We start from the raw sequence: 24,371 nt of genomic DNA on the forward strand, positions 1-24,371 counted from the left end.
CGGACGGCCCGCCCCCGCTCGCGTGTCCGCGTTCAGTCCCGCGGGGCCGGTGGCCGGTAGGCGGGCGGGAGGTCCCGGGGGTCGCGCCGGACGGCGGCCGGGCGGTGGCCGCCGGCCGCCTCGTCCTCCCGGTCGTCCCCGGCTTCCCCTGCTTCCTCCTCGGCCTGCTGCTCGAACCAGCGCCGGGCGCGCTCCTCCTGCGCGGCCCGCTCCTCGGGCGTCAGCCGTTCGTCGGCCCGCTTCAGCTCGGCCAGGCGGTCGCCGATCGCACCGAGGTAGGCGCTGGAGCCCAGTGCCTCGCGCATGCCGAGGCGACCGGAGAGCACCTCCCGCGCCGTCTCCTTGAGCGTGCCGTCCACGGTGGGGTTGTCGGCAAGCGTCCTGAGCGCCTTGTGCAGTCGGCGGGCCTGTGCGGGGTCGTCCGCGACGTCCATCAGGTCCGCGTCGCTGATCTCCTTGCTCATCGGTCCGTTCCCCCGGTCGAGAGTGTGGTGACGGGTGTGCTCATGCCATCGTGCCATCAGAGGCACGCCGCAACCACGGTCAGCGGTCGCGGGCGCCGTCGCGGGTGCGCGGGCCGAGCGGCACGGACACGCTTCGTCAACCTTTCGGCCGTCCTTCCCGGAGCGCTGATCGGAGTTCCTCGATCAGATGTGGCACGGTCTGTCTGAACGATGCCGAAGGAGGCGACGAGCGATCATGTCCTACCCCGAGCCCCGTTACCTCGGAGAACAGGGCGAGATCAGCGCACTGTTCCGCTCCGCCGACACCGCCGCGGACGTGGTCGCGCCTTCGGGCAACCGCACCCACTACCTCGCCACGCACACGACGACGGACGGCGGCTTCGGCCTGTACCGGATCGACATGGGCCCGGGCTCCCCCGGCCCCAGCACCCACTTCCACCGCTCGATCTCCGAGTCCTTCTTCGTCCTCTCCGGGGCGGTGCAACTCTTCGACGGGGAGCGCTGGATCACCGCCCGTCCCGGGGACTTCCTCCACGTGCCGCCGGGAGGACTGCACGCCTTCCAGAACGACTCCGACGAACCCGCGTCGATGCTGCTGCTCTTCGCGCCCGGCGCGCCCCGGGAGGAGTACTTCGAGCGGGCCGGTGAGATGGCGCAGCGCGGGGGCACGGCGTTCCGGGAGTTCCTGCTCCGCCACGACAGCTTCTTCGTGGACCCGCCGCAGGTCGGGCCGGAACCGCTGTGACACACGGGGGCGGCGGTCAGCCGACGCTCTTGTCGATGACGCAGAACCGGTTGCCCTCGGGGTCGGCCAGCACGACGAAGTCCGGGTCCGGGGGGTAGAGGTCCCAGTCGACCCGCCCGGCGCCCAGGGCGACCAGCCGCTCCACCTCCGCAGCCTGTCCGGCGGCGTCGTCCGCGTACAGGTCCAGGTGGACCCGGGGGTGCTCCTGGACCGGGGTGTCGCTGGTGCCGAGCGCGATCCCGGGTCCCGCCGCTCCCGCAGCGGGCACCAGCACCGCCCAGTCGTCCTCCGCCCGCACCTCGCCGTCGCGGGGCACGTAGCCGAGGGCGGCGCCCCAGAAGGCCGCGGCGCGCCGCACGTCCGTCACTCCGAGCACGATCGTCCCGAGGGTCAGCATGCGTCGATTGTGGCAGCCGGCGCCGGACCCGGACGGGCCTGCCGGGATGGGGACATGGCCCGCGTCACCGTCGCCCGCACCGCCGGCCTGGACGCCGCCGTGCTCGGCGCGGCGCGCTCGCTGCCGGACGCCGCCTTCGAGGGCGACCTGTCCGACGCCGGCTGGGAGCACGCCCTCGGCGGCATGCACGCGCTGGTGTGGGAGGACGGCGGCCTCGCCGGGCACGCCGCCGCGCTGATGGACGCCCTGGAACGGCTGGTGCGCGGCGCCCACGGCCTGGGGCGCCGGCCGCCGCCGACGGAGCCGCCGCCTTCTGCGCCGCACGCGGCTGGCTGCCCTGGCGCGGCCCCACCGCGGCACTGACGCCGGACGGTGTCGTCCGCACCCCCGGGGACGACGGTTGCGTGCTCGTGCTGCCCGGGCCCGCCCCGCTCGACCTGTCCTGCCCGCTCATATGCGACTGGCGCGACGGCGACCTGTGGTGACCGCGGCCGGCGTCACGGGACGTACAGCTCCAGGCGCCAGTCGTTGCAGCGGATGGGGTGCCCCGGCGGGTACTCGAAGTCGCACTCCTCCACCAGCGTGAAACCGAGCTTGCGGCAGATCGCGTTCGAGGGATGGTTGTCGACCTTGGGGAAGGCGTGCAGGAAGCGCGGGCCCTTCTCGGCCGCCGCCCGGGCGATGACGGCCGCCCCGGCGGCCGCGGCGACCCCGCGCCCCTGGAACTCGGGCAGGACGCCCCAGCCGGTCTCGTACACCGTCCCGCCGCGCCAGGACTTCTCCCAGTAGCCGATGCTCCCGGCCGGGACCCTCTCGGGCAGCAGCACGATGCTGAACATCCCGCCACCGCCCTCGCCTCCGCTCGCCAGGTACCGCTCGTGCCGGACGAGCAGTTGCTCCTCGGTCTCGGGGCCGCCGAGGTGGCGCATCATCCCCGGCGCGTTCGCCCGGCGCAGCAGGTCGAGGTCGCCCTCCGCCCACGGCTCGATCCGTACCTGCGCTGCCATCTTCCGCTCCCTCGTCGCTCCTGCCGATCACACCACACGGGTCGGACACCGCCACCGATGAGTTCCGCCGGCCCGGCCGGTCCTACCTCCCGGAGCCGTTCCGCAGTGGCCCGGCCCGACCAGGAAGGCAGCATCATGAACGACATCACCATTACCCGGGTCTTCGACGCCCCGCTCGCCAAGGTGTGGAAGGTGTGGACCGAGCCGGAGTACTTCGCCCAGTGGTTCGGCGCCCCGCTGCCCACCGTCGCCAGCGACGTCCGCCCGGGCGGCGCCTGGCGCGCCACCATCACCACGCCGCAGGGCGAGATGCCGCTGAGCGGGGTGTACCGCGAGGTGGAGCTGCACAAGCGCCTGGTGTGGACGATGGACGTCCCCGGCGCACCCGAGGTCGTCATGGACGCCACCTTCACCGACCGCGGGGACAGGACCGAGGTCGTCTACCACCAGCCCGGGGTCCCCGAGGAGCACTGCGCCACGGCCGAGGCCGGGGCCAACCACATCCTGGACAGCTTCACCTCCGTCCTGACGAAGTCCTGAAGGGAGGGCGGACGGACGTGACGGAGACGACCTTCGTCCTGGTCCCCGGGGCGGGCGGCGGCACCTGGTACTGGCACCTGCTCGTGCCGGAGCTGCGCCGCCGCGGCCACGCCGCGGTCGCGGTGGACCTGCCCACCGCGGACGACTCCGCGGGCCTGCAGGAGTACGCCGACGCGGCCGTCGCCGCCGCGGGCGACCGTGCGCCGCTGGTGCTGGTCGCCCAGTCGATGGCCGGCTTCAGCGCGCCCCTGGCCTGCGAACGGCTCGGGGACCGGCTCGTCCTGCTCGTCCTGGTCAACGCGATGGTCCCGGTCCCCGGCGAGACCGCCGGGGACTGGTGGGCCGCCACCGGCCAGCCGGAGGCCCGGCGCGCCCTCGACCTCGCCGAGGGACGTCCGGTGGACGGGGAGTTCGACCCCCTGGTCACCTTCTTCCACGACCTTCCGCGGCCCGTGGCGGACGAGGCCCTCGCCCAGGGGAACCGGCAGTCGGACACCCCGTTCGGCGTGCCCTTCCCGCTGCCCGCCTGGCCGCAGGTGCCCACCCGCGTCGTCGTGGGCCGCGACGACCGGCTGTTCCCCGCCGCCTTCCAGCAGCGGGTGGCCCGGGAACGGCTCGGCGTCGAACCGGACGTCCTGCCGGGTGGGCACCTGGTGGCGCTCGCCGACCCGGGCGGACTGGCTGACCTTCTGGTGGGCTATCTGCCCTGCTGAGGCAGCGACCGGCGAAGGTGCAGGGCGCCGGGGCTCCACGGGTCCCGCCCCGTGCCGCGTACCTCCGCCGTCCAGCCCTCCGCGGCGGCGACGGCGGAGGCGCGGTCCGGGCCCGCACCACGGAAGAGCCGGGCGGGGACGGTGACGGCGAGCACGGCCCCGCCGTCGGCGTCCCGCGCCCGGTGGGCCGCGGGCCGGCGCTCGGCGGCGGCGATCCGGGCGCGGATCCGCTCGGTCGCGTACGCGTCCCACCGGGCGGGTCGGCGGCCCACTCGAGCCGGAACCGGGGCCAGGTGAGGGCGCCGCGCCACGGGTTGAGCCACGCGAGCGGCGGGTTGGCCCCCGCGGACGCGAGCGCGACGAACAGGCCCAGGGCGAGCGCGACGACGGCCCACAGCGGCAGCCAGAGCCACTGCAGGACGAACTGCGCGAGCAGCCCGGGCCTGTTCCTGCGCGGGGCGGCGAGGAGGGGCGGGGCGGTCACGCGGTGCCGTGCGAGCGGTGGACCACGGCCTGCGCGTACGCCACCCGTACGTCCAGCCGGTCCGTCCGCACCTTGTACCGCTCGGACATCCCGTAGTACTTCAGCGACGCCGGCGAACCGGCCCCCTGCCGCCAGGCCGTCCGGACGGGCAGCGACCAGGCGGAGTCACCGGTGCCGCCGACCGCCCAGAACAGGTTGAGGACGAGCCACAGCGGCGACAGCAGCACGAACACCACCCACGAGGTCGTCGTCCCGCCGTGCCCGGCGAGCACCCGGCCGCCCGGCAGCCTGATCTCCCAGCGCGGCCGCCACCGCGCCCGCTTCGCCGGGGTCCCCAGCTCGCCCAGTTCCTCGCCGCCCGGCCCGAGCACCGACAGCCGCCCGCCGGACGACTGCCCGCCCACCGGCCGGACGACGTAGCCGAGCGTCTCCCGTCCGGCCAGGTCCCGGTACATCGCGAACCGCGGCTTCGCGTCGGCCCCGGAGCCGCCGGCGGGAGCACCGTGCCCGACGTACACGGTCTCGCCGCCCCGCCGGGGACGGATGACCTTCTGCAGCTTGAAGCCGGCCTGCCGGCGCTCCTGTTCGGAGGGCGGCCGTACCTGGAACGAAACGACACTCATCCGATCACCTCCTGTCCTGTGTCACCCGAAGACGGAGCGGACGTCTCCACCCGCGCCGGGCTGCTCCGGTGGGCCTGCGGGGGCGCCGCCGGAAGTGCCGCGGTCGCGTGCGAAGTGCACGCTCCCCCCGATCTCGGACATCAGCGAGACGTACACGGGCAGGTCCGCCAGGCTCGGGGTGCTGAGCGAGAAGACGACGAGGTAGCCGCCGAACGGCGACGGCACGTAGAGCTCGATGTGCAGGAACGCGAAGGGGGCCGCGATCTGTTCGCCGTCGACCTCCGTCGCGTGGAACGACACCACGGCGGGACCGCACTCCAGGTCCACCTGGTGGACGTCCCGGTGCGGCTCCAGCGAGAGCATCTCGTGCAGCGCCGCCGCCGCGATCCCCGGGTCGCCCGGCTCGACCTCCTCGATGCGCACCAGCAGGTTGGCCGTGCTGATCCGGTCGTCCTCGGTGGCGAACAGGCCGAGGGCCGCGTGCAGGACCCCGTCGGCGTCCAGCGACCCGGCGACCTCGCGGTACACCGCGGCGGTGGCCTCCCGCTGGAAGTCGGTGCCGCCCGGCCAGATGCGCGCGGCCAGTTCGGCCACCTGCGCGTCCAGGGCGTCGGGCGGCAGGTGCAGCGGGATCTCGTGGAAGACGTCCGGGGACTCGAACTCGACGAGCACGCCCGGCGCCTCGTGGAGCGACGTGCTCATCAAAGCCTCCCGGCCGCAGGCGTGTCCGAATTGTTGAACATGTTGTAGACGCCGGTCACGATACCGGGAGCCTGCTGCGCGACCTGCGGTCCCTTGGCCCACCATGACATGGGGTCGAGCGTGCCGTCGGCCCGGATGGCCGCGCCGAGGGAGTTCTTGACGCTCTGCGGGGCGAACTTCTCCACCGCCCAGCTCAGCGCCTTCTCCTTGGCGGAGGATCCGACGGTGTCCAGGACGTGGTTGTCCCAGGCCATCTTCATGCGGTTGCCGAAGCCCTCGGCGCTGACCATCTTGCTGCCCGGCAGTGCCTCCCGCCGCAGCAGGCCGACCTTGCCCTCCAGCTTCTCGACCGTGTAACCGGCGTTCTTCAGCGCCCGGATCTTGGTCACGTGCTCGATGGAGGCGATGGTCCTGCCGTTCACCTTGTAGAGCTTCATCGGGATCTTGACGCCCTTCATCGCGACCTTCCCCAGCTTGCCGATGGGGATGACGCCCAGACCGTCACCGATCAGGTCCATCGCGCTGACGTCCGCGCCGCCCAGTTTCGCCGCCCCGTGCGTGGCCAGGGCACCCAGCGACAGCGCGCCGCCCGCGAGCGCGAAGGCACCGGAGAGCGGCGGGCACCAGAGGGTGAGCAGGGAGAGGACGCCCATCACCGTCGAGGCGATGCTGAGCCAGTCACCGATCTGCTTGAGCAGGTCGGCGTGCTCGACGCACCAGTTCTGGATGCTGTGCCCCAGCTTGGTGAACGCGTCCGCCAGTCCTTCGAAGAACCCCGTGTCGGGCGCCTTGTCGTTGGCCTTGCGCAGCCGGTCCGCGATGCCCCGGGCGTCGGACTGGTGGTGCTCCAGCAGCTCCTCGGCCCGCTTGATGATGTCCTCGAGCTCCTGCTGCGCCTTCTCCAGCTGCTTCCCCGCGGAGTCGAGTTCCTTGCCCGCCTGGTTCAGCCGGTTCGACGCCGCGTCGATCTTCGCCTGGGCGTCGGCGAGTTCGCTCTGCGTCGCGTAGTACTGGCCCGCAAGGCGCAGCGCCGGGTCCGCGGCCGCCTGGTTGTAGGCGGCCGTCGCGCGGTCGTAGGTGCCCTGCCCGGTCTTCTCCCGCTCCTTGGCGGCCTTGGCCTGCGCCTCGTACTCCCGGGCCTTGTGCTGGTACGCCGCCAGCTTCGAGCGCCACGACGACAGCTGGAGCGAGGCCTCGCGCAGTGCGTCCCGGCTGTCGCTCACGTAGCGCGGCAGGTCGCCGACCTTCTCGGCGAAGGCGCTCGCGGCCTCGCCCTCCCAGGTCTTGCCGCCCTTGGTGATCCCGGTGAGCGTCGTGTAGGCGTTGTCCAGGCCCGTCGCGGCCCGCGAGAGCTTGGAGGTGAGGTCCTCGACGCTCTCCAGCTTCCCCGGTGCCGGGTCGAAGCCTATGGAGGGGTATTCCACCGCCGTCATCGCGCACCTGCCGTGGGCCGCGCCTCGGGGGACGGGGAGGGCGTGGGCTTCGGCGCCGCTCCCTGCGTCATGGCGTCGCGGATCGCCTGCTCCGTGGCCTCGTAGTTGTCCTTGGTGGCCTTGAGCTTCTCCTCGATCTGCTGCGTGCCGTCCGCGATCTTCTCGATGGCGTTGTCCCAGCTGTCGTGGAACTCGTCGCAGGCGTTGTCCAGCGCCTCGCTGCCGGTGCTCTTCGGACCCACGTCCTTCAGCGCGTTGAGCGCCTTGCGCATGTCGTCCTGACTGTCGTGCAACTGCTTCAGCAGCCGGTCGAGGTCCTGGACCTCGACCTTGAAGTGGTCACCCAATGTGTGTCCCCCGCGTGGACCGCCCGCCGTGCTTCAGCACCAGGGGCGGTGGTTTCAGCCGACCCACCGAGGCTACCGCTCCCCCACGTGCCGCTTCACCCCCTCCCGGGTGCTCCCCGCAGGATCTCTACGTGCCCCGACGCGGGCACGGTGTGCGCGGGTTCCTCACAGGACGCAGGGCGCCCGGTGCGCCCCGGACGTGATCCGGTATGTTCGGGTGCAATTGGCATGTCCTCGCTTAGGCGATGGCACGGTTCCGGAGTCGGGGGACCGCACGCACGGCGGACGTGCCGGGATCGCAGTCAACGGGGATGGGACAAAGGGATGAGCACTCCCTTCGACGGTTCACAGGGCGGCGGAGCCACGCGGATGCGGCTGAACTCCGTTCCCGCGGATCCGGGAGGCGGCGGTACGTCCGCCGGGACGACGAAGGTCGACACCCAGCGCCTGGACGAGGCCGCCAACGCGCTGGTCGAACTGCGCGGTGACACCGAGAACGTCGACAACCAGGCCGACGAGGACACCCTCGGGGCCGTCACGGGCCTCAACAAGCACACCGCTCCGGGTCCGCCCGACGGGGGCTCCTGGGCCACCGCGGGCTCCCTCATGAGCATGGACGTCCGCTGGGGCGACCAGGTCCTCAACCTCAAGCGCATGCTGCAGGACATCAGCGACAAGCTCCACACCAGCACCGGCCACTACACCCGCACCGAGCAGGAGGAGCAGGCCCGCCAGGCCTCGCTCCACACCCCCTTCGGCTAGGCCGTGTCGTCAAATGAGCGCCGGCCGCCCGGAGGGCGGGCCCAGCGGCGTCTGGTGCGGTGCATCGCAAGGCGGAGAGTCGTCCTCGTAGTGGGCTACTCGGACGATTCGACAACGCAGCGTGGGGGCACCCCCGGCCGAAGGCTGGGGGAGTGCCGTGCCTGGGGGCACCTCCCAGCGCCAGCTGGGGGAGCGTCGCTGGGCAGGCGGGCATTTGACGACACGGCCTAGGGCCCGCCCTCCGGCCCGGGACGCCCGGGCCACGTGGCACGGCCGCAACGCACACCCATACCCGTCCGCAGGGACGGACAGGAGCTGACGCACACATGGTGTCCATCCCCTACCTCGACAAGGCCGACCTCGGGCCGCTGTCCGACGCCGCCGCCTCGTGGGGCGCGCTGCCCGCCAAGTACGAGGCCCTCCAGCGCGAGTTCGAGCAGCGCGTGATCGACCACCTCAAAGGCCACTGGGAGGGCGACGCCGCGACCGCGGCCTTCGCCACCATGGGCAAGGCCCGCACGGAGTACGAGAACGCCGCCACCGAGGCCGGCCGCGTCGCCAAGCTGCTCAAGGACGCCCACACCGAGTTCGCCGCGTACCAGAAGCAGCTCCACACCCTCCTCGACGAAGCCCGGGCCGACAGCTTCCACGTCTCCGAGGACGGGGCGATCAAGGACGTCGACTCCCGCTGGGACAGCCCGACCGCCTCCGCCTCCCCGGGCTTCGCCGCCGAGCGCAAGGACAAGCTGGACTCGCTCTCCTCACGCCTGACGCGCGTGCTCGAACTGGCCACCGCCGCCGACGAGGCCGCGAGCGCCGCCCTGGAGCGCGACGCCAACGGCGACAGCCGGTCGTTCAACACCAGCGTCTACACCAGCCTCGACGCCGTCGAGGCCGACCAGGCGGCCGCGCTGATGACGAAGAAGGGGCGGCTGTCCGACGCCGAGCTCACCAAGCTCGACCTGCTGCTCTCGGCGAACAAGAACGACCCCGAGTTCTCCCGGCAGTTCGCGGTGAAGACCGGCGGCGAGAACATGCTCGCCAAGTACAACGAGATCGTCACCCCGCCCGCGGGGACGCACCTGTCCAAGAGCGAGCTCGCCCGGCTCAAGGACATCCAGAAGAACCTGGGCACCACCATCGGAACGGCCACCACCTCCGACGACCGCGCCGGCCGCCCAGACCCGGCCGTCACCAAGTTCCAGGACGACCTGCTCGAGGCCGGCCGCCGCGATTTCAACGCCAACCCCACCGAGACCCCCTACGGCCTCAGCGGCTACCAGCTGACCAGCAGCCTGATGAGCCACGGGAAGTGGGACAAGGACTTCCTCCAGGCCTACGGCAACGACCTCATCACCGCCGAGACGAACGGCACCAACGGCGGCCAGAACCCGGACGCCTACTGGACCGGCAACATGACCCGTTCCCTGGGACCGGCGAACATCGGCGCGCTCGACCCCATGACGGGCTTCATGGACGCCCTGGGCCACAACCCGGCGGCCTCCACCGAGTTCCTCTCCTCCGAGTCGGAGGTCAACGGCGAGAAGGTCGACCACCTCGACTACCTGATGAAGGACCGCCACTGGCCGGAAGGCGCGGGCTTCACCGGCGACCCGAAGAACCCCAGCGGCTACGACAACCTTGGGCACGCCCTGGAGTCGGCGACCACGGGGCACCCGTACGACACCAGCCCCTCGGCGGACACCCCGGCGCACAACGCGGCCCAGGCCCGCCTGATGGAGGAGGTCGTCCACTCCGTCTCCCAGGACTCCGAGCTCGCCCACGACGGGATGCAGGACAGCCTCGGCCGGATGGCGGGCGAGTACATGCCGGACATCCACCAGTCCCTGACGAACGACCGCTCGGGGAACCGGGACCAGTTCTACCCGATCGAGGGCACCGCGGCGGACCTGAGCGAGCAGGACACCTCCCGCTTCCTCATGACCGTCGGAAAGGACCCGGACGGCTACGCGGCGGTCAACCTCGCCGAGAGCGCGTACACCTCCAACCTCATCGACTACCACCTGCAGCACCCCGAAGCGTTCGACGGGTCCACGGACACCGCGCTGCGGGAGATCGCCAGGTCCTCCGGCGAGGTCCAGGGGAGCATCGCGATCGGCCGGCGCGAGTCGGACATCGGCGACGCCGTGGAAGCCGACAAGGCCTACAACGACGCCATGGGGAGGGCCGGCAGCTACGCGTCCGGGATCGTGGGCACCGGCATCGGTGTCGGCACGTCCTTCATCGCCACACCTGCCGTCGGCGCGGGCGTCGGCGGCGTGGCGACCACCGTCACCGGGGACCTGATCAACCAGATCGTCAGCGGTTCCGAACGGGACACCATGGGCAACGCGGTGTACTCCAGCGGCACCGACTGGGAGGACGCGAAGTACTCCACCACCGCGGTCCTCCAGGACGCCTACCGGAACTCCGCGCAGGCCCAGGGACAGGGCCACGTCGCCGACTACCAGAACATCCTGGCCAACGAGGTCGAGGTGGGCTTCCACTCCGCCGACAGCAACCTGGACGGCTACGGGCAGGACAAGAGGGGAACCGGGCAGGGCTGACCACCGGGCCCCGGAGGGGCCCGGCCACCACGACGGACACCGCCGACACGGTCGGCCCAGGCATCGCGGACAGGGATTACGGCACATGAAGTGGAACGACCGGATTTCGCTCCGGAAGAACGGCAGGCGCAAGCTGCTCGTCTCAGCGGTGACGCTCGTCGCCCTGGGCGCGGGATGCTACGGATTCCAGCTGCAGTACCCGGCCGCGAAGGCCGGCCGGGCCTGCGGCGGGATGCTGCCGGTCGACCCGGTGCTGGACCTCGCCGGGAAGTCCCGGATGAGCCTGTTCGGCGGGGGCTTCGACGTCGGCAGCCGGCAGTTCGACGTGTCCGACGACGTGAAGGAGCCCGCGGGCCTCGCCGTGCGGTGCGACGTCGGTGGCGTCGAGATATCCGTCGAGACCACGGCGGGCGCCCTCAATGCCTTCGGCGTCTACACGTTCCAGGACGAGCAGGAGTCGCTCCCCGTGCCCTTGGACGCGGGCTGGCAGGGCTTCATGCTCACCAAGGACGCCGGAGCGACCGCGTCCGTGGTGCTCGGCTGCAAGAACTGGGCGCCCGACGAAGGCGGCGGGATACTCGTGACGGCCGCGTCCCCGTCCGGCACCGAGGTCACCGACGACGTGCGCCTCGCCCTGGCCCGCACCGTGACCCGGACTGCGCAGCGAGCGGCGGACAGCACCGGGTGCGCGGCGGAGCCGGGTGACGCGGCCAAGCTGACGGCCCCGGCGGCGTCCGCCACCACCGTGCCGGCCGCCGAGGCCGAGGGCACCTGCAAGGGGCTGACCTCCGCCACCGAGGTACGCGAGACACCCGCGGAGGCAGCGCCGGTGGAGGAGTGCGTGCTCTCGGGCCACCTGCAGCTGGCCGCCGCGTACGGCCCCTTCAACGACAACTCCCAAGCCGTCATGAACGGCGCCTACGGGGGGCACGACAAGCCCTCGGGAGCCGACGGCACGTCGGTGTGGACCTCGGCCACCTGCCCGGGGGCCCTGGGCATCGGCTACTTCCACGCGTCGCCGGTCGACGGGAGCGACCGGCGCTTCACCTCGAAGCCGCTCACCGCCTCCGAGCGGGCCGATCTGCAGCGCTTCGCCGAGCAGTCGGCCGCGCGCCACGGCTGCGACAGCCCCGGGAAGCTCTCCTGACGGCCCCGCTTGCTCGCTCTGCGGACAGCGAGAAGGACGGCACGGCGCAGCCCCGCGCTTGCTGCGGGAAAGGTCGCTTTCAGGCCCCGGCTACTGGTTCGACCACTGCTGCCCCGGGCCCTGCGGCTGCTGCTGGTAGGGATTGCCGCCCTGGCCCGGATACTGCTGCTGGTGCGGCGGCTGCCCGTACTGCGGCTGGCCGTTGCCGCCCCAGCCGGAGGGCGTTCCGGGCCCGCCCGGGCCGTCGTCGTTACGCTTGCCACGGCGTGCGACCTTGACGATCAGCAGGATGACGAGTGCGAGGACCACGAGCGCGACGAGACCCACCCCGACGAGGATGATGACCCGCTTGGACTCGGCCGTAGAGGACGACGAGTCGTCGTCGCCGGCCGCCGCGTTGTTCGACGGCTGGGCCGTGTCCGCGTTCCCCGTGCCTCCCTTGAGGGACTCAGGGACGGACAACGGCCCGTTCTTCGGCCCCGCCGGGATGTCCTCCTTGAGAGCGGCGAGCGGCTGGATGAAGCCGTAGCCGTAGCGCTCGTCCGGGAGGGAGATGCTCTTGGCGGAATCCGGCAGGCCGGCGGTCTTCGTCAGCCGATTGGCGATCTGGCCGGCGGTGAGGTCGGGGAACTTGGAGCGCAGGAGGGCGGCGGCCGCAGAGACGAAGGCCGTGGCATCCGAGGTTCCCGTGCCCGACACGTAAGCCGTGTCCGACTTGTTGCCCGCGGAGACGATGGACGTCGCCGGGGCGCTGAGGAGGGCGCTCGGGCCGCGATTCGAGTCCTCCCAGATGGTGCCGTCGTTCTTGACGCCTCCGACGGCGACGACGCCGGGATAGTTCGCCGGGAACTCGACGCCCTGCCCGTTGTTGCCGGTGCTCGCGACGACGAGAACATCCTTCTGGAACGCGTACGCGATCGCGTCCGCCTCGGCCTTCTCGTCATTGGCGCCGGGACCGCCCTGCGAGATGTTGATCACCGACGCCCCGTGGTCCACGGCATAGCGAATGGACCCCGCGAATCCGTCCGGCCGCAGGCCGATGTCCCGGATGTCGAGGATCTTGGTTTCCGGAGCCAGGCCCATGACCCCGTCGGACGAACCGGGACCGTGGCCGTGACCGGCGATGATCGCGGCCATGCTCGTGCCGTGGGAGTCACCGTACTTGGGCGTGGTGGCGCCTCCGTCGACGAAGTCCTTCCCCTGGATCACGTTGCCTTTGAGATCCACATGGTCGGCGTACACGCCCTCGTCGATGACGGCGACAGTGACGCCCTCGCCCTTGGAGATCTTCCAGATGGCCTGGGCATCGAACGCCTCCAGGGGCCATTGGTCCTCCCTGGTCTGGTCCGCGGCAGCGCCCGGTGCGGACACCAGGACCAGTGCGCCGGCAAGCACTGCCCCGCTCACCGCGCGAAACGTCCGTGTGAAGCCCATCCCTGTCTGTCCTCTCTCAGGCAGTGTGGGGGCGTAGCTCAGCCGGCTACGCCCCCACACCTTTCCACATGCACTGATGCACCGGTCGGCCAAGGGTGATTACTCGATGACCCGCGGAGCGTTGTTGCGTTCGGGCGTCCAGGTCTCCTCGTCCTCGACCAGGTAGTCGGGACGCTCGCCCTCGCGGCGCTCTTCCTCTTCCGTCCGATCGGTCTGGCCGCGGCCCATCATGCGGTTCGCGCCCCTGCCGGTGTTGCCGCCGCTGCCGGCACCCGCCGCGCCGCGGCTCCTGTGCAGGCCCGATCCGCCCGGCGTACCGCGGGTGCCCGAACCGGTGCCCTTGGCGGCACCGACCACACCGCCGCCACGACGGGCGAGGCTGCCGCCGCGGCCGGCGGCCGCGCCGCCCCTGCCACCTGCACCCGCGCCGGCGCCGCCTGCGCCGGGCATGCCGCCACGACCTGCCGCTCCGGCGGACCCGCCGGCTCCGGCGGACCCGCCACGGGCGCCCGCTCCACCACGTGCACCGAGCCCGGCGCCGGCCACGCCGCCGGGGAGTCCGCCGGCGGCCCCACCGGGACCACCGACCGCGCCACCGACACCACCACCGACGCCACCGCCCGCTCCGCCCACGCCACCGCCGACGCCGGCAGTTCCGCCGCCCGGGCCGGAGATGCCGTCGATGGCCGTGCCGACCTGGGGCTTGGTGCTCGTGACGGGCTTCTGCACGCCTCCGGTGATGCCGGACTCGCGCGGCGGCTTCACCTGCTGCGACGGCCTGACGTTGCCGGTGGTGCCCCCCGTCGTGCCACGGCTCGGGGCCGCCGTCTTGGGCCGGGACACCTCCGTGGGTATCGGAGCGGGAACCGGAGCGACGCCTCCCGGATCACCCGGATAGTCGTCGTGGTCGTCCCTCCTCGCCGGCGGCACCTTCTTCCACGACCCCATGGTCGACGTCTGCAGGGTGTACGCCTGGGCCAGCGTCTCCATCTTGGCCGCCATCTGCAGTTGGCGCTCTTTGCCCTCGGAGAGGTTTCCGGCGTGGTTGTCCAGGGCCTTCTGCGCTCCCTGGTTGTTCCGGATCTCACCGCGCCAGTTCTCGTCCCGGCTGCCGAGGTTGCCGACCGCGTCGGCCTTGGAGGCGAGCCACCCCGGCTTCTCGATGGCGTCGACCTCGGGCTTGATCCTGGCCAGGACGTCGCCGGCGTGCTTCATCGCCGTGGAGGTGTAGTCGGCGTACGTCGCACAGTCGTTGATGCTCTTGCTGATCTGCTGCGCCTTCGTGCGGAAGGCCTGCGCCGCCGGGCCCTCCCAGTGGGCCATGATGTGTTCGACCGCCTTGTCGAACTGGGCCTTCGCGCTGTCCGGGTCCCGAGCGAGGTCGCCTGCGACTCGCTTCCAGCCATCGGCCACGCGCAGCACGGTGTCCGGCTGCGCGTTGGCGAGCATGGCCTTCATCTGGTCCATGTCCGTGTCGGTGGCGAACGGGGTCTTCACCACACCGAAGTACGGTCCGTACATGTGCTGGTAGTCGTAGTCGATCTGGTCGTTCTCACCCATGGTTCACAGCCCCCTCGTCGATCCTCGCCACGTTCCCGTCCACCCACCGTCAGCCGCCGGCCATGCCCGTCTGCGTGTCGTACTCCGCGTCGGAATAGGCGCCGTGGACCTTCTTGGTGTTCTTTCCGAAGTCGTCCATGACGCTGTGCAGAAAGTCGATGACGTCCTGGATGTGCACCTTCATCTCGTCGTGGGCCTTGGCAAGTTCGCTCGCCTCGATGAAATCGCCACTCCCGAGAGCGCCGTCCGGAAGGTGCGTCCCGTTGACGGCGCAGGACTTCACTCCGCCCATGCTGCTGAGCACGCCGTTGAGCTTGGTGATCGTGTCCTCAAGCTCACTCAGATCGACCTTGTACTGGTCACTCATCGTGTCGCTTCCCCGTTCCTACTCATGTGTTGATCCCTCGCTTGCGACGCCAGTCGCCCAGCACCACGCCACCGCCCACCAGCAGCGCGACACCGCCGATCGCGCCGCCGACCGTGTAGACGGCGTAGCGCTCGGTGCGTTCCTGGGGGCTCTCGCCGAGGATGACGGTCGCCGCCTCGATCTTCTCGTGGGCCCCGGCGTTGACGACGGGGTCCGGCGTCGGGGCGTCCTTCGGGGTGGTGGCGTCGTCGTTGACGGCGGCCACGGGGTCGATGACGCCCCAGCCGACGAAGTCGTCGCGGCCGGGCTTGCTGCGGTCCGCGGTCTGCTCGATCTGGGTGATGACCTGGCGGTAGGTCCAGTCGGGGTGCTTGGCCCGGATGAGGGCGGCGACGCCGGAGACGTACGGCGCGGAGAAGCTGGTGCCCTGGTCGATGCAGTGGCCGCCGTAGGGGACGGTGGAGACCATGTCGACGCCGGGGGCGGCGACGCCCACGAAGGAGCCGGGCTGCGAGAAGTTGGCGCGGGCGTTGTCGCGGTCGGAGGCGCCGACCGCCAGGACGCCGTCGTAGGAGGCGGGGTAGGTCAGCTTCTCCTGCCCGCCCGCGCCGTCGTTGCCGGCGGAGGCGACAATCAGGGCGTCGCGTTCCTGGGCGTACTTGACGGCCTGCTCCAGCGCGGAGTCGGGCGGCATCGCCGTGGCGGTGTCCTGCGAGATGTTGATGACCTTGGCGCCGGCGTTCGCGGCGTGCTTGATCGCCTCGACCATGGTCTTGACCGTGCCGCCGCCCTGGTTGTCGTTCTGGCGGATGGCGAGGATCGACGCGCGCGGGGCGATGCCGACGAAGCCGGTGTCCTTGGAGGGCCGGGCGGCGATGATGCCGGCGACCTTGGTGCCGTGACCGACCGGGTCCTTGGCGCCGTCGTTCGGGTCCTTGCGCTCGATCAGGTCCTTGCCCACGCCGAACTTGACGGCGGTGGCGAGCTGCCTGTTGTTCTTGTCGACGCCGGTGTCGATGACGGCGACGACCACCCCGAGGCCCTGGGTGTCCTTCCACAGCTGCTCCAGGACGATGCGCTGCAGCGACCAGGGCGTGCCCTTGATCACGTCGGACGGGAACGAGCACTGGGTGTCGTCGATCTGGAAGCGCTCGCTGTCGCCGTCGTCGGCGAGGACCGTGCGTACGTCGCCGGCGGACGACGCCGAGGCGACGCCGGCGGCCGGCAGGCCGAAGGCGGCGAGCGCCGCTGCTGCGGCGATGGCGGCGGTGCGCCTCACGGCGTGCGATCCCACTGGTGTTCCGTCCTCCCGTTATGTGCGGTTCGTGGTCAAACCGCCGACGAGGGCGAGCACGTACGTCGCCGTACACGCCCGCCCTCATCACCTGTCACGCGGCCAGGCGCGCGATCAGCCCCAGATCTGCCGGTTCTTGTTCTCGGTGGCCTGGTAGCTCTGCGCGGCCGTGTCGAGGGCACGGGCGATGGCCTCCAGCGTCTGGTGCATGGACGCGGCGCGCTGGTCCCACTCGGTCTGCTTGGTGCGGTAGGCCTCCTGCGCGGAGCCCTCCCACGTGGTCGCGATCTTCTTCACGCCGGCCTCGAGGTCGTCCAGCTGGCGCTTGATGTTGTTGGCCGTCGTACGCACGTCGGTCGCGGCCTGGGAGATGGTCTGGAAATTGACCAGGATCTGCCCGGACATGTGATGTCTCCTCAGATGTTGGATTCGGAAAGCTCGTCCGGCCGGCGCGGCGTCAGGTCACCGCGCGGGGACGGTCATCCGAACGGGTTGCTTCCCTGCGCCGAGATGCTCTGGATGGACGCGCGCTGCTCCTCCTCGGAGGCGGAGTAGTTCTTGGTGCTCGCGTCCACAGCTTCCTTGATGTCGCCCAGGATCTGATTGATCTTGTTGGCGTCCTCGTTCACCTGCGACTGCAGGTTGTTGTACGCCGTGGCGGCGGAGCCCTTCCACCCCGAGGTGATCGTGTCGATCACGGTCTGGAGGCGGCGGATCTCGCCCTGGATCGAGGAGTTGACCGTGGAGATGCGGTTGCTGAACGCAACCATCTCCTCCTCGGTCATGGTGAACTGCTGTCCAGCCATGTCTGGCGTCCCCCATGAGACGTAGAAGATCGGATTCGTCGCACATCGGAAGATGTGGTCGGTCTTCAACTCTAGCCAATAGCAGTGACAAGGCGAACAGGTACCCGGTTCCGTATCGGGATCCTGACCTTCATCACCAAACCCTCACGTTGCCACGGGTGTTGATGGCTTGGCCAATGGATTGTCAAATGCTCAATCAATACCCGTGAAGGTCCGTGGAAATACCAGTTCAGGAGCCCTGCGCCTGCTTCGCCGCGTTCACGTCGAGCGTCGGCCCGCTCGCGAGGAGGTCCGACCAGATCCGCGGCACCGGCACCGGGGAGTTCTTCGCGTAGCCGAGCTTGGTCTGCACGACGCCGACCGCGTCGTCCTGCTTGGCGGCGCCGCCGCTGTCGCTGTCGCCCGTCGTCGGCACCGAGTAACGCAGTCCGGTGTCGGTGACCAGGAAGATGGACCCGATGCGCTTGTCGGTACCGTCGTACGCCTTGTAGAAGAGGCCGCTACCGGGCGAGACGTAGGTGTTCGTACCGCTCTGCGCCACGTCCCGGGGGAACTTCTTCCCGGCCCACATCGTCATCGCCGGCTTCTTGGTCACCTTGTCGTCGACACCGCTGTACACGCTGCACGCGACGCTGCGACCGTCCTTCTCGTCCTGGGTGTTGGCCTGCGTGACCGCCTTCTCCGGCCAGCCGAGGTCGTCCATGAAGGTCTCGCTCGCCTGGGCCGAGGTGACTTCACCCACGTTGACGGAGACCGCCTCCGGCGATCCGTCGTACAGCGACCTCGCCTGAGGGCTGTTCAGCAGCAGCTTCGCCATGAAGGCGGTGACGCGGACGACCCGGTCCCGCTGCACCACGTACTGGTCGTCGTTGGCCTTCAGCACCAGGCCGACCTTCGCGTGCCCGGCGCTCAGGCCCGGCGCGGTGGACGTCTCGCCCATGCCGTCGACCTGCGGGAAGGAGATGGCGGCGCCCGGCACGTTGTTGAGGGTCGACAGGAAGTCGGCGTCGACCTTCTGCGGCTGCGCGGAGGCGCCGAAGATGACCTGGCGCAGGGTGTTGACCAGTTCGGGCTGCTGCTTCCCGGCGGGGCCGCCGAGCAGGTAGGTGAAGCCCCGGTCCGTCACCAGGTACTGGTCGCCGCCGGGCACCTCGATGTACATGGCCTCGTCGTCACGGAGCTGGTTCGCGCCCCCGACCAGGGCCGCCTCCTTGGGCTTCTGCTGGTTGATGACGAGGACCGCCCGCTGGGCCGAGCGGTCCGTGCCGCCGCCCGGGGTCTCGCACAGCGCCCAGGTCTTGGGCTTGCCGGCGTCGTCCTGGCTGGGCAGCCGGTCCGGGGCGTAGGGGATGCCGATGGTGCTGCCGAGCGTCATGCCGCTGTTGTCGAGCACCGACTCCTTGACCTTGATGACCTCGAACTTCTCGGGGTCGAGCAGCAGTCGGGCGGAGGCGAGGTTGAGCACGGGGTGCAGCTGCGCCTCGCCGTTGGTCTTCAACACGACGTAACGGGTGGTGGACTCGTCGCCGACGATGACCTTCTGGGCGGGAGTGTCCCAGCCCTTGGGCGCGGCGGGCTTCAATATGCCCCAGAATCCGAAGCCGACGACGACCAGCAGACCCACGACGAGGCTCGGGGCGACGGTCTTCAGCGGGCGCGGGGCGGCCTCCTCCGAACCGTGCGGGGAGGGCTGGAGAAACGCGGCCACCGTGCGCCTGCGCGCGAACGAGTAGGCGTTCAGCTCATCCCTACGTGTCGCCATCCCTGCGTCAACTCCCCGTATGTCGCTGCTTTGTTGTGGCGTTCCCCGGTCCCGTCTGTCCGCCGCGGTGGCGGCTGTGGTGACGGCTGTGATGAGGGGGACCCCTACTATGCCGTGTGACGATCGCACCGTACGGTACGGGGTAGCGCGATCGGCCCGCCAGCGGCACCCGGAGCGTCCCACGCCGGCAGGGCGACGGACGCGAGCGAGCGCTGGACGGCGCCGGGCGCCGCCCGCGCGGCACAGGTACCAGCAGAAGCAGAAGGGTTGTACGGGGGATGACCACCGCGACCAGGTCCCGGCGCAGTCCGGGCGACGAGCCACCGCAGCAGTACGCCGGACCACCCGGGAGCGGGCACGGCGGCTCCCCCGCGGCGCGGGCCGGGGCGGCGGCCCCGGTGATGACCCGCAGGCCCGGGAGCATAGGCCCCGTGCGGGTGCAGCAACTCGTGCTGATCGAGCTGGCACTCGCACTGCTGCTGGGCGGCTGGCTGATCCACGAGGTGGTCGGGCCCGTCGTGGCCGCGGTCATCGCCGTTCCGCTGCTGCTCTTCGGCCTGCTGCGACGGCGCGGCCGCCCGATGCCGGAGTGGATGGCCAGCGCCCGCGCCCTGAAGGCCCGTCAGCGGCGCAACGCCGCCGGCGTCCCGCAGGGCACCGACCCCGGTTTCGTACCGGCCGTGGAGTGCGACCCGGCGCTGCGCACCTACGGGTACACCGACGAGCGCGAGCAGCGCGAGATCGGCATGATCGGCGACGGCACCTTCCTGACGGCCGTCGTCCAGGTGCAGGCGGTCGACGAACCGCTGCGTCCGGCCCGCGGAGTCCGCTCGCTCCCCCTGGAGCTGCTGAACGGCCTGCTGACGGTGGACGACATCCGGCTCGCGTCGGTCCAGGTCGTCCAGCACACCCAGCCCGCCCCCGCCCCGCACCTGCCCGCGCAGGCGCTGGCCGCGCGCTCCTACGCACCGCTGCAGGCGCAGAGCCGGACGCCGGGGCTGCGGCTCACCTGGATCGCGATCAAGCTCGACCCCGAACTGTGCCCGGAGGCGGTGCAGGCACGCGGCGGCGGCATGGCCGGGGCGCGGCGCGCCCTCCTGCGGGCCGCCGACCATCTGGTGAGCCGGCTGGTGGGCACCGGGCTCGAGGCCCGCGTGCTGACCGAGCCCGAGATCATCGCCGCCGTGGCGACGTCGAGTTGCGTGAACCCCCTCGCCACGACGGGCGGCGCCGCCCTCGACGGCAGCCGCCAGGCACGCCGTACCTCCGAGAGCGCGCGGGCGTGGCGGTGCGACGACCGCTGGCACACGACCTACTGGGTCAGCCGCTGGCCGCAGCTGGGCACCGGCGCCGCCGCGCTGCCCGACCTGGTCGGCCTGCTGACCTCCTCGCCCGCGCTGGCCAGCACCTTCTCGCTGGTCCTCGCACCGGGCGGCAGCCGGGCGGCGCTGCTGTCCGGGTACGTGCGGCTGACCGGCCGCAGCGAGAACGAACTGGTCGAGGCCCGGCACCAGTTGGAGCGCCGCGCGACCGCGTCCCGGCTGGGCCTGGTGCGGCTGGACCGCGAGCAGGTGCCCGGCATCCTGGCCACGCTGCCCTTGGGAGGTACCCGCTGATGTCGGCTCCGACCGTTCCCGCCTTCGGCGGACAGCACCCCGGCGCGGGCTCCGGTTTCCCCGGCGGCGGGCCCCGCCCCTCGCACCTGCCGCAGGGCGCCGACCCGCGCGGCTCCTCCTTCGCCGGCGCCGGACGGCGCACGCTGCGTGCCGCGTTCGGGCTGCTCGGACCGCGCCGCGACCGGCACACCCTGACGCCCGGGCAGTTGTCCGGGCTGTCCCTGCCGATCGGTGACGACGGTGTCGTCATCGGGATCGACGCCGCCAACCAGCCCGCCGTGCTGGCGCTGAGCCGCCCGGCCCGGCTCGACGTCGTGCTGGTCGGCAGCATGTGGCTGGCGCAGGTGCTGTCGCTGCGCGCCGCCGCGACCGGTGCCCGGGTCGCGGTGGAGACCGCCCGACCCCAGTCGTGGGCGCCGATGGCGCAGGCGGCGGGCGGCGGTCAGCAGTGCGTGACGGTGCACGAGGTCGGGCGGATCGCCCCGCAGGGTCCTTCGGTGCACAGCCCCGTCGTCATCGTCCGTGACTGCGGCGCCCGTCCGCCGCGCAGCCGGGTGGCGGCGCAGTCCTGGCAGTCGGTCATGACCCTGCTGCCGTACCTGGGGCCGACGGCCCCGCGGTTGCTCGCCGGCGCCGATGTGGTGGGGCTGCAGCGGGTCTCGCCCCAGGAGGCCGAGATCATCGGCCAGGTGATGGGCCTGTCGGAGGCCGACGTGGCCGCGCTGCCGACGCTCGGCGACAACGTGACGATGTGGTGCACGCGCAAGCGCCGGCAGTTCGTGATGACGCAACCCACGGACGCGGAGTCCGGCCTTCTGGGACCGGCCCGGCGCGTGGACTGACCCGGGGCCGCCCGCCGGGGCGTTCCGGACGCTCTCGTGCCGCGGCGGTTACCCGGCCGCGGCACGGGGCATGGGCACAGGGGCCCCGGCATCCGCAGCAGCCGTGTCCACGCGTGGACGGCGCGGCTCCGTGCGCGGCGAACGGTGCATCACGTCGGCGTTCCGGTCGTGATGCCGACGGCGCTTGCCCTACCCACGGGCCGGATGATTAGGCTCTTCCGGTGAGCCGCGGCAGCTGTGCCGCGGGAACTCCGAGACGGGGGAATCGCGTCCGCTCCGACGGACCGGGCGCGTACTTGAGTTGACCAGGAGGCACAAGTGAGCAGCGATCAGGACGACATCCGCACCGGCGGGGCCGTCCCGGACGGGGATCAGTCCGACGCGGACCTCACGGGCGAGTTCCAGATCGACTACGCGCCGCCGTCCTGGTACACGCAGCAGGCGGGAGGAGGCGCGCCCACGCCCTCACCCGCTCCCCCGGCTCCGGCCCCGGCCCCGGCTCCCGCGGTGAGCCCGCCGGTGGCGGCCGCGCCCGAGGCGACGTCGCCGCAGGAGCCGCAGGTGCCGCAGAACCCCCGTCCTCCGCAGGCCGCGCAACCCCCCGCCCCCGCAGAGCATCAGCCCGCTCCGGCGGCCCCCGACGCCGCCCGCGAGGCCGCCGCGGCGGCGGTCTTTGCCGACCCCGAGCCCGTCCGGCCCGAGGAACAGCAGCCGGCTGAACCTCAGCCGGTGGAGGCGCCCGCGCCGGTGGCCACCGAGGTGACGCCCTCGCCCGCGGAGCCGGACGCGGGGCCGCAGCAGCCGCCCGTGCCGCAGCCCCGGCACGCACCCCAGGGGGAGACCGCGGCCGCTCCCGAGCAGCAGCCGCAGCCGCCCGCTCCGGCGCCGCAGTCCCAAGTGCCGCCGCTGCCGCCGGAGTACCAGCCGGCCACCCCGCAGGAGGCGCCGCAGCAGCCTGCCCCGGTGCAGCCCCCGCCGCAGGAGGGGTACGGCTACCCGCAGCCGCCGCATCAGGGTGCGCCGTGGGGCGACCCCAACTCGCCCGCGCCGCAGCAGCCTTACGGCTACCCCCAGCCCGCCCCGCCGCCGCACGGTTACGGGTACCCGCAGCCGAACCAGGGCGCGCCCTGGGGTGACCCCCACGCGCAGCAGCCGCCGTACCCGCAGCAGGGGTACGGGTATCCGCAGCCGGGGCCCGGGCCGTACGCCCAGACGCCCCCGCAGCAGCCCCCGGCTCCCGCGCCGGGGCCGCTCCCGCAGCAGGGGCAGCAGCCGATGCCGCCGTACGCCGACGGAGCCACCCCGCCGGCACCGCCGCACGGTTACGGCTATCCGCAGCCGGGGCCCGGCCCGCACGCCCAGCCCCAGCCCCAGCCCCAACCGCCGGTGCAGCCCCACCCCCCGGTCCTGCCGCAGCAGCAGCCCGCCCCGCCCGTGGACCCGCGCACCGCCGCCGGCTGGGGCGGTCCCGGTCCCGGCCAAGAGCAGCAGCAGCGGGTCATGCACGGCGCCCCGCTCGGCTACAACGCGGCGGTGGAGCTCTCCTCGGACCGTCTGCTGCGCCAGCAGCCGAAGGCGCGCAGGAACAACAACCAGGCGTCGCGCTTCAAGATCGGCGCGAAGAAGGAGGAGCAGGAGCGCCAGCGCAGGCTGGACCTGATCCGCACGCCGGTGCTGTCCTGCTACCGGATCGCGGTGATCAGCCTCAAGGGCGGCGTCGGCAAGACGACGACCACCACCGCCCTGGGTGCCACGCTCGCCTCCGAGCGCCAGGACAAGATCCTGGCCATCGACGCCAACCCGGACGCCGGCACGCTCGGCCGCCGCGTGCGCCGGGAGACCGGCGCGACGATCCGGGACCTGGTCCAGGCGCTGCCGCACCTCAACAGCTACATGGACATCCGCCGCTTCACCTCGCAGGCGCCCTCGGGCCTGGAGATCATCGCCAACGACGTGGACCCGGCCGTCTCCACCACCTTCAACGACCAGGACTACCGGCGCGTGGTGGCCCTGCTCGGGCAGCAGTACCCGGTCATCCTCACCGACTCCGGCACCGGTCTGCTCTACAGCGCCATGCGTGGCGTGCTCGACTTGGCCGACCAGCTGATCATCGTCTCCACCCCGTCGGTGGACGGTGCCAGCAGCGCCAGCACGACCCTCGACTGGCTCGGCGCGCACGGCTACGCCGACCTCGTGCAGCGCAGCCTCACCGTGATCTCCGGGGTCCGCGAGACCGGCAAGACGATCAAGGTGGACGACATCGTCGCGCACTTCGAGACCCGCTGCCGCGGAGTCGTCGTGGTGCCCTTCGACGAGCACCTCGCCGCGGGCGCCGAGGTCGACCTCGACATGATGCGGCCGAAGACCCGTGAGGCCTACTTCCACCTGGCGTCGCTGGTCGCCGAGGACTTCGTCCGCGCCCAGCAGGCCCAGGGCGTCTACCCGCCCCAGCAGCAGATGCCGCCGCAGCAGCAGGGCGGCTACCCGCCCCAGCAGGGGCAGCAGCCGTACCCGCCGCAGCAGCCGATGCCCCCGCAGCAGGGGTACGGCCACCCGCAGCAGCCGCCCTACGGGCAGCCGGCCCCGCCTCCCCCGCCCCCGCAGGGCGGCATGCCCCAGGGCTGGACCCAGCAGCCGCCCCCGCCGCCGCCGCAGGAGGCGCAGCCCGCGCAGCAGCCCCCGGCGCAGGGGCAGGTACCGCCCGGCTGGACCCAGCAGCAGTGACGGGAAGGGCCCGTCCCGCCATCGTGGCGGGACGG

The 24,371-nt window shown here is 71.9% G+C and carries 25 protein-coding genes; 10 read left to right on the forward strand and 15 right to left on the reverse strand.

Annotated elements, in window-relative coordinates; genetic code table 11:
• Positions 1-32: 32 nt before the first annotated feature.
• Positions 33-464 (reverse strand): hypothetical protein, encoded by a 432-nt coding sequence (locus tag ACFYYN_RS41120; RefSeq protein ID WP_500549868.1) that lies wholly within the window; start codon positions 462-464, stop codon positions 33-35.
• Between the two features lie 235 nt (positions 465-699).
• Between ACFYYN_RS41120 and ACFYYN_RS41125 the strand changes: the two genes are divergently transcribed.
• On the forward strand, positions 700-1,209 hold the full coding sequence (locus ACFYYN_RS41125) for a cupin domain-containing protein (RefSeq protein WP_500549869.1): 510 nt from the start codon (positions 700-702) through the stop codon (positions 1,207-1,209).
• 16 nt (positions 1,210-1,225) lie between these two features.
• On the opposite strand, the gene ACFYYN_RS41130 is transcribed toward ACFYYN_RS41125, so the two are convergent.
• Positions 1,226-1,606: a VOC family protein gene (locus tag ACFYYN_RS41130; protein WP_500325836.1), complete on the reverse strand. Its 381-nt coding sequence runs from the start codon at positions 1,604-1,606 to the stop codon at positions 1,226-1,228.
• Between the two features lie 54 nt (positions 1,607-1,660).
• On the opposite strand from ACFYYN_RS41130, the gene ACFYYN_RS41135 reads away from it, so the two are divergent.
• Positions 1,661-1,969, forward strand: coding sequence for a hypothetical protein (locus ACFYYN_RS41135; protein ID WP_500549870.1), 309 nt, complete (start codon positions 1,661-1,663; stop codon positions 1,967-1,969).
• 134 nt (positions 1,970-2,103) lie between these two features.
• On the opposite strand, the gene ACFYYN_RS41140 is transcribed toward ACFYYN_RS41135, so the two are convergent.
• Positions 2,104-2,613 carry a GNAT family N-acetyltransferase gene (locus tag ACFYYN_RS41140; RefSeq protein WP_500325833.1) on the reverse strand — a complete coding sequence of 170 codons (510 nt, stop codon included), beginning with the start codon at positions 2,611-2,613 and terminating at the stop codon, positions 2,104-2,106.
• Positions 2,614-2,748: 135 nt separating this feature from the next.
• On the opposite strand from ACFYYN_RS41140, the gene ACFYYN_RS41145 reads away from it, so the two are divergent.
• Together ACFYYN_RS41145 and ACFYYN_RS41150 are read left to right on the forward strand one after the other, a co-directional pair.
• Entirely contained in the window at positions 2,749-3,153 is a 405-nt protein-coding gene (locus ACFYYN_RS41145) for an SRPBCC family protein (RefSeq protein ID WP_500549871.1), read from the forward strand.
• A gap of 17 nt (positions 3,154-3,170) precedes the next feature.
• Positions 3,171-3,866 carry an alpha/beta fold hydrolase gene (locus tag ACFYYN_RS41150; protein ID WP_500549872.1) on the forward strand — a complete coding sequence of 232 codons (696 nt, stop codon included), beginning with the start codon at positions 3,171-3,173 and terminating at the stop codon, positions 3,864-3,866.
• Here the strand turns inward: ACFYYN_RS41150 and ACFYYN_RS41155 are convergent.
• The 5 genes from ACFYYN_RS41155 to ACFYYN_RS41175 form a co-directional block, all read right to left on the reverse strand.
• Positions 3,851-4,138 (reverse strand): hypothetical protein, encoded by a 288-nt coding sequence (locus ACFYYN_RS41155; protein ID WP_500549873.1) that lies wholly within the window; start codon positions 4,136-4,138, stop codon positions 3,851-3,853. The two genes, ACFYYN_RS41150 and ACFYYN_RS41155, sit on opposite strands and share 16 nt — an antisense overlap.
• A 208-nt stretch (positions 4,139-4,346) precedes the next feature.
• Positions 4,347-4,973: a hypothetical protein gene (locus ACFYYN_RS41160; RefSeq protein ID WP_500325826.1), complete on the reverse strand. Its 627-nt coding sequence runs from the start codon at positions 4,971-4,973 to the stop codon at positions 4,347-4,349.
• 21 nt (positions 4,974-4,994) lie between these two features.
• Entirely contained in the window at positions 4,995-5,675 is a 681-nt protein-coding gene (locus ACFYYN_RS41165) for a hypothetical protein (RefSeq protein WP_500358288.1), read from the reverse strand.
• Positions 5,675-7,108 carry a putative T7SS-secreted protein gene (locus tag ACFYYN_RS41170; protein WP_500549874.1) on the reverse strand — a complete coding sequence of 478 codons (1,434 nt, stop codon included), beginning with the start codon at positions 7,106-7,108 and terminating at the stop codon, positions 5,675-5,677. Before ACFYYN_RS41170 ends, ACFYYN_RS41165 begins: the two co-directional genes overlap by 1 nt.
• Entirely contained in the window at positions 7,105-7,455 is a 351-nt protein-coding gene (locus ACFYYN_RS41175) for a WXG100 family type VII secretion target (protein WP_500549875.1), read from the reverse strand. The genes ACFYYN_RS41170 and ACFYYN_RS41175 overlap by 4 nt, the downstream gene beginning before the upstream one ends.
• 324 nt (positions 7,456-7,779) lie before the next feature.
• Here ACFYYN_RS41175 and ACFYYN_RS41180 point away from each other — a divergent pair, with 324 nt between their 5' ends.
• The 3 genes from ACFYYN_RS41180 (at position 7,780) to ACFYYN_RS41190 (ending at position 11,931) form a co-directional block, all read left to right on the forward strand.
• Entirely contained in the window at positions 7,780-8,217 is a 438-nt protein-coding gene (locus tag ACFYYN_RS41180) for a hypothetical protein (RefSeq protein ID WP_500549876.1), read from the forward strand.
• 326 nt (positions 8,218-8,543) lie between these two features.
• Positions 8,544-10,784 (forward strand): WXG100 family type VII secretion target, encoded by a 2,241-nt coding sequence (locus tag ACFYYN_RS41185; RefSeq protein WP_500549877.1) that lies wholly within the window; start codon positions 8,544-8,546, stop codon positions 10,782-10,784.
• An 85-nt stretch (positions 10,785-10,869) separates the two neighbouring features.
• Positions 10,870-11,931, forward strand: a complete 1,062-nt coding sequence (locus tag ACFYYN_RS41190) for a hypothetical protein (RefSeq protein WP_500549878.1) — start codon at positions 10,870-10,872, stop codon at positions 11,929-11,931.
• A gap of 90 nt (positions 11,932-12,021) precedes the next feature.
• Here ACFYYN_RS41190 and ACFYYN_RS41195 read toward each other — a convergent pair whose 3' ends face one another.
• The 7 genes from ACFYYN_RS41195 to eccB form a co-directional block, all read right to left on the reverse strand.
• Positions 12,022-13,338 (reverse strand): S8 family serine peptidase, encoded by a 1,317-nt coding sequence (locus ACFYYN_RS41195; RefSeq protein ID WP_500549879.1) that lies wholly within the window; start codon positions 13,336-13,338, stop codon positions 12,022-12,024.
• 126 nt (positions 13,339-13,464) lie between these two features.
• Positions 13,465-14,925 carry a WXG100 family type VII secretion target gene (locus tag ACFYYN_RS41200; RefSeq protein WP_500549880.1) on the reverse strand — a complete coding sequence of 487 codons (1,461 nt, stop codon included), beginning with the start codon at positions 14,923-14,925 and terminating at the stop codon, positions 13,465-13,467.
• 49 nt (positions 14,926-14,974) lie between these two features.
• The gene (locus tag ACFYYN_RS41205) at positions 14,975-15,292 is read right to left on the reverse strand and encodes a hypothetical protein (RefSeq protein ID WP_500549881.1); all 318 of its coding nucleotides are present in this window, start codon (positions 15,290-15,292) and stop codon (positions 14,975-14,977) included.
• Positions 15,293-15,314: 22 nt separating this feature from the next.
• Positions 15,315-16,571 carry a type VII secretion-associated serine protease mycosin gene (gene mycP, locus ACFYYN_RS41210; protein WP_500549882.1) on the reverse strand — a complete coding sequence of 419 codons (1,257 nt, stop codon included), beginning with the start codon at positions 16,569-16,571 and terminating at the stop codon, positions 15,315-15,317.
• A gap of 129 nt (positions 16,572-16,700) precedes the next feature.
• Entirely contained in the window at positions 16,701-16,991 is a 291-nt protein-coding gene (locus ACFYYN_RS41215) for a WXG100 family type VII secretion target (protein ID WP_499514323.1), read from the reverse strand.
• Positions 16,992-17,065: 74 nt separating this feature from the next.
• Positions 17,066-17,392: a WXG100 family type VII secretion target gene (locus tag ACFYYN_RS41220; RefSeq protein ID WP_500325805.1), complete on the reverse strand. Its 327-nt coding sequence runs from the start codon at positions 17,390-17,392 to the stop codon at positions 17,066-17,068.
• A gap of 229 nt (positions 17,393-17,621) precedes the next feature.
• Positions 17,622-19,154 carry a type VII secretion protein EccB gene (gene eccB / locus ACFYYN_RS41225; protein WP_500549883.1) on the reverse strand — a complete coding sequence of 511 codons (1,533 nt, stop codon included), beginning with the start codon at positions 19,152-19,154 and terminating at the stop codon, positions 17,622-17,624.
• A 278-nt stretch (positions 19,155-19,432) separates the two neighbouring features.
• Between eccB and eccE the strand changes: the two genes are divergently transcribed.
• The 3 genes from eccE (at position 19,433) to ACFYYN_RS41240 (ending at position 24,336) form a co-directional block, all read left to right on the forward strand.
• Positions 19,433-20,770 carry a type VII secretion protein EccE gene (gene eccE, locus ACFYYN_RS41230; protein ID WP_500549884.1) on the forward strand — a complete coding sequence of 446 codons (1,338 nt, stop codon included), beginning with the start codon at positions 19,433-19,435 and terminating at the stop codon, positions 20,768-20,770.
• Positions 20,770-21,612, forward strand: coding sequence for a hypothetical protein (locus ACFYYN_RS41235; RefSeq protein WP_500549885.1), 843 nt, complete (start codon positions 20,770-20,772; stop codon positions 21,610-21,612). Before eccE ends, ACFYYN_RS41235 begins: the two co-directional genes overlap by 1 nt.
• Positions 21,613-21,930: 318 nt before the next feature.
• Entirely contained in the window at positions 21,931-24,336 is a 2,406-nt protein-coding gene (locus tag ACFYYN_RS41240; protein ID WP_500549886.1) for an SCO5717 family growth-regulating ATPase, read from the forward strand.
• Positions 24,337-24,371: the final 35 nt, after the last annotated feature.

The organism is Streptomyces sp. NPDC001902, assembly GCF_042891295.1.
Classification (GTDB): domain Bacteria; phylum Actinomycetota; class Actinomycetes; order Streptomycetales; family Streptomycetaceae; genus Actinacidiphila.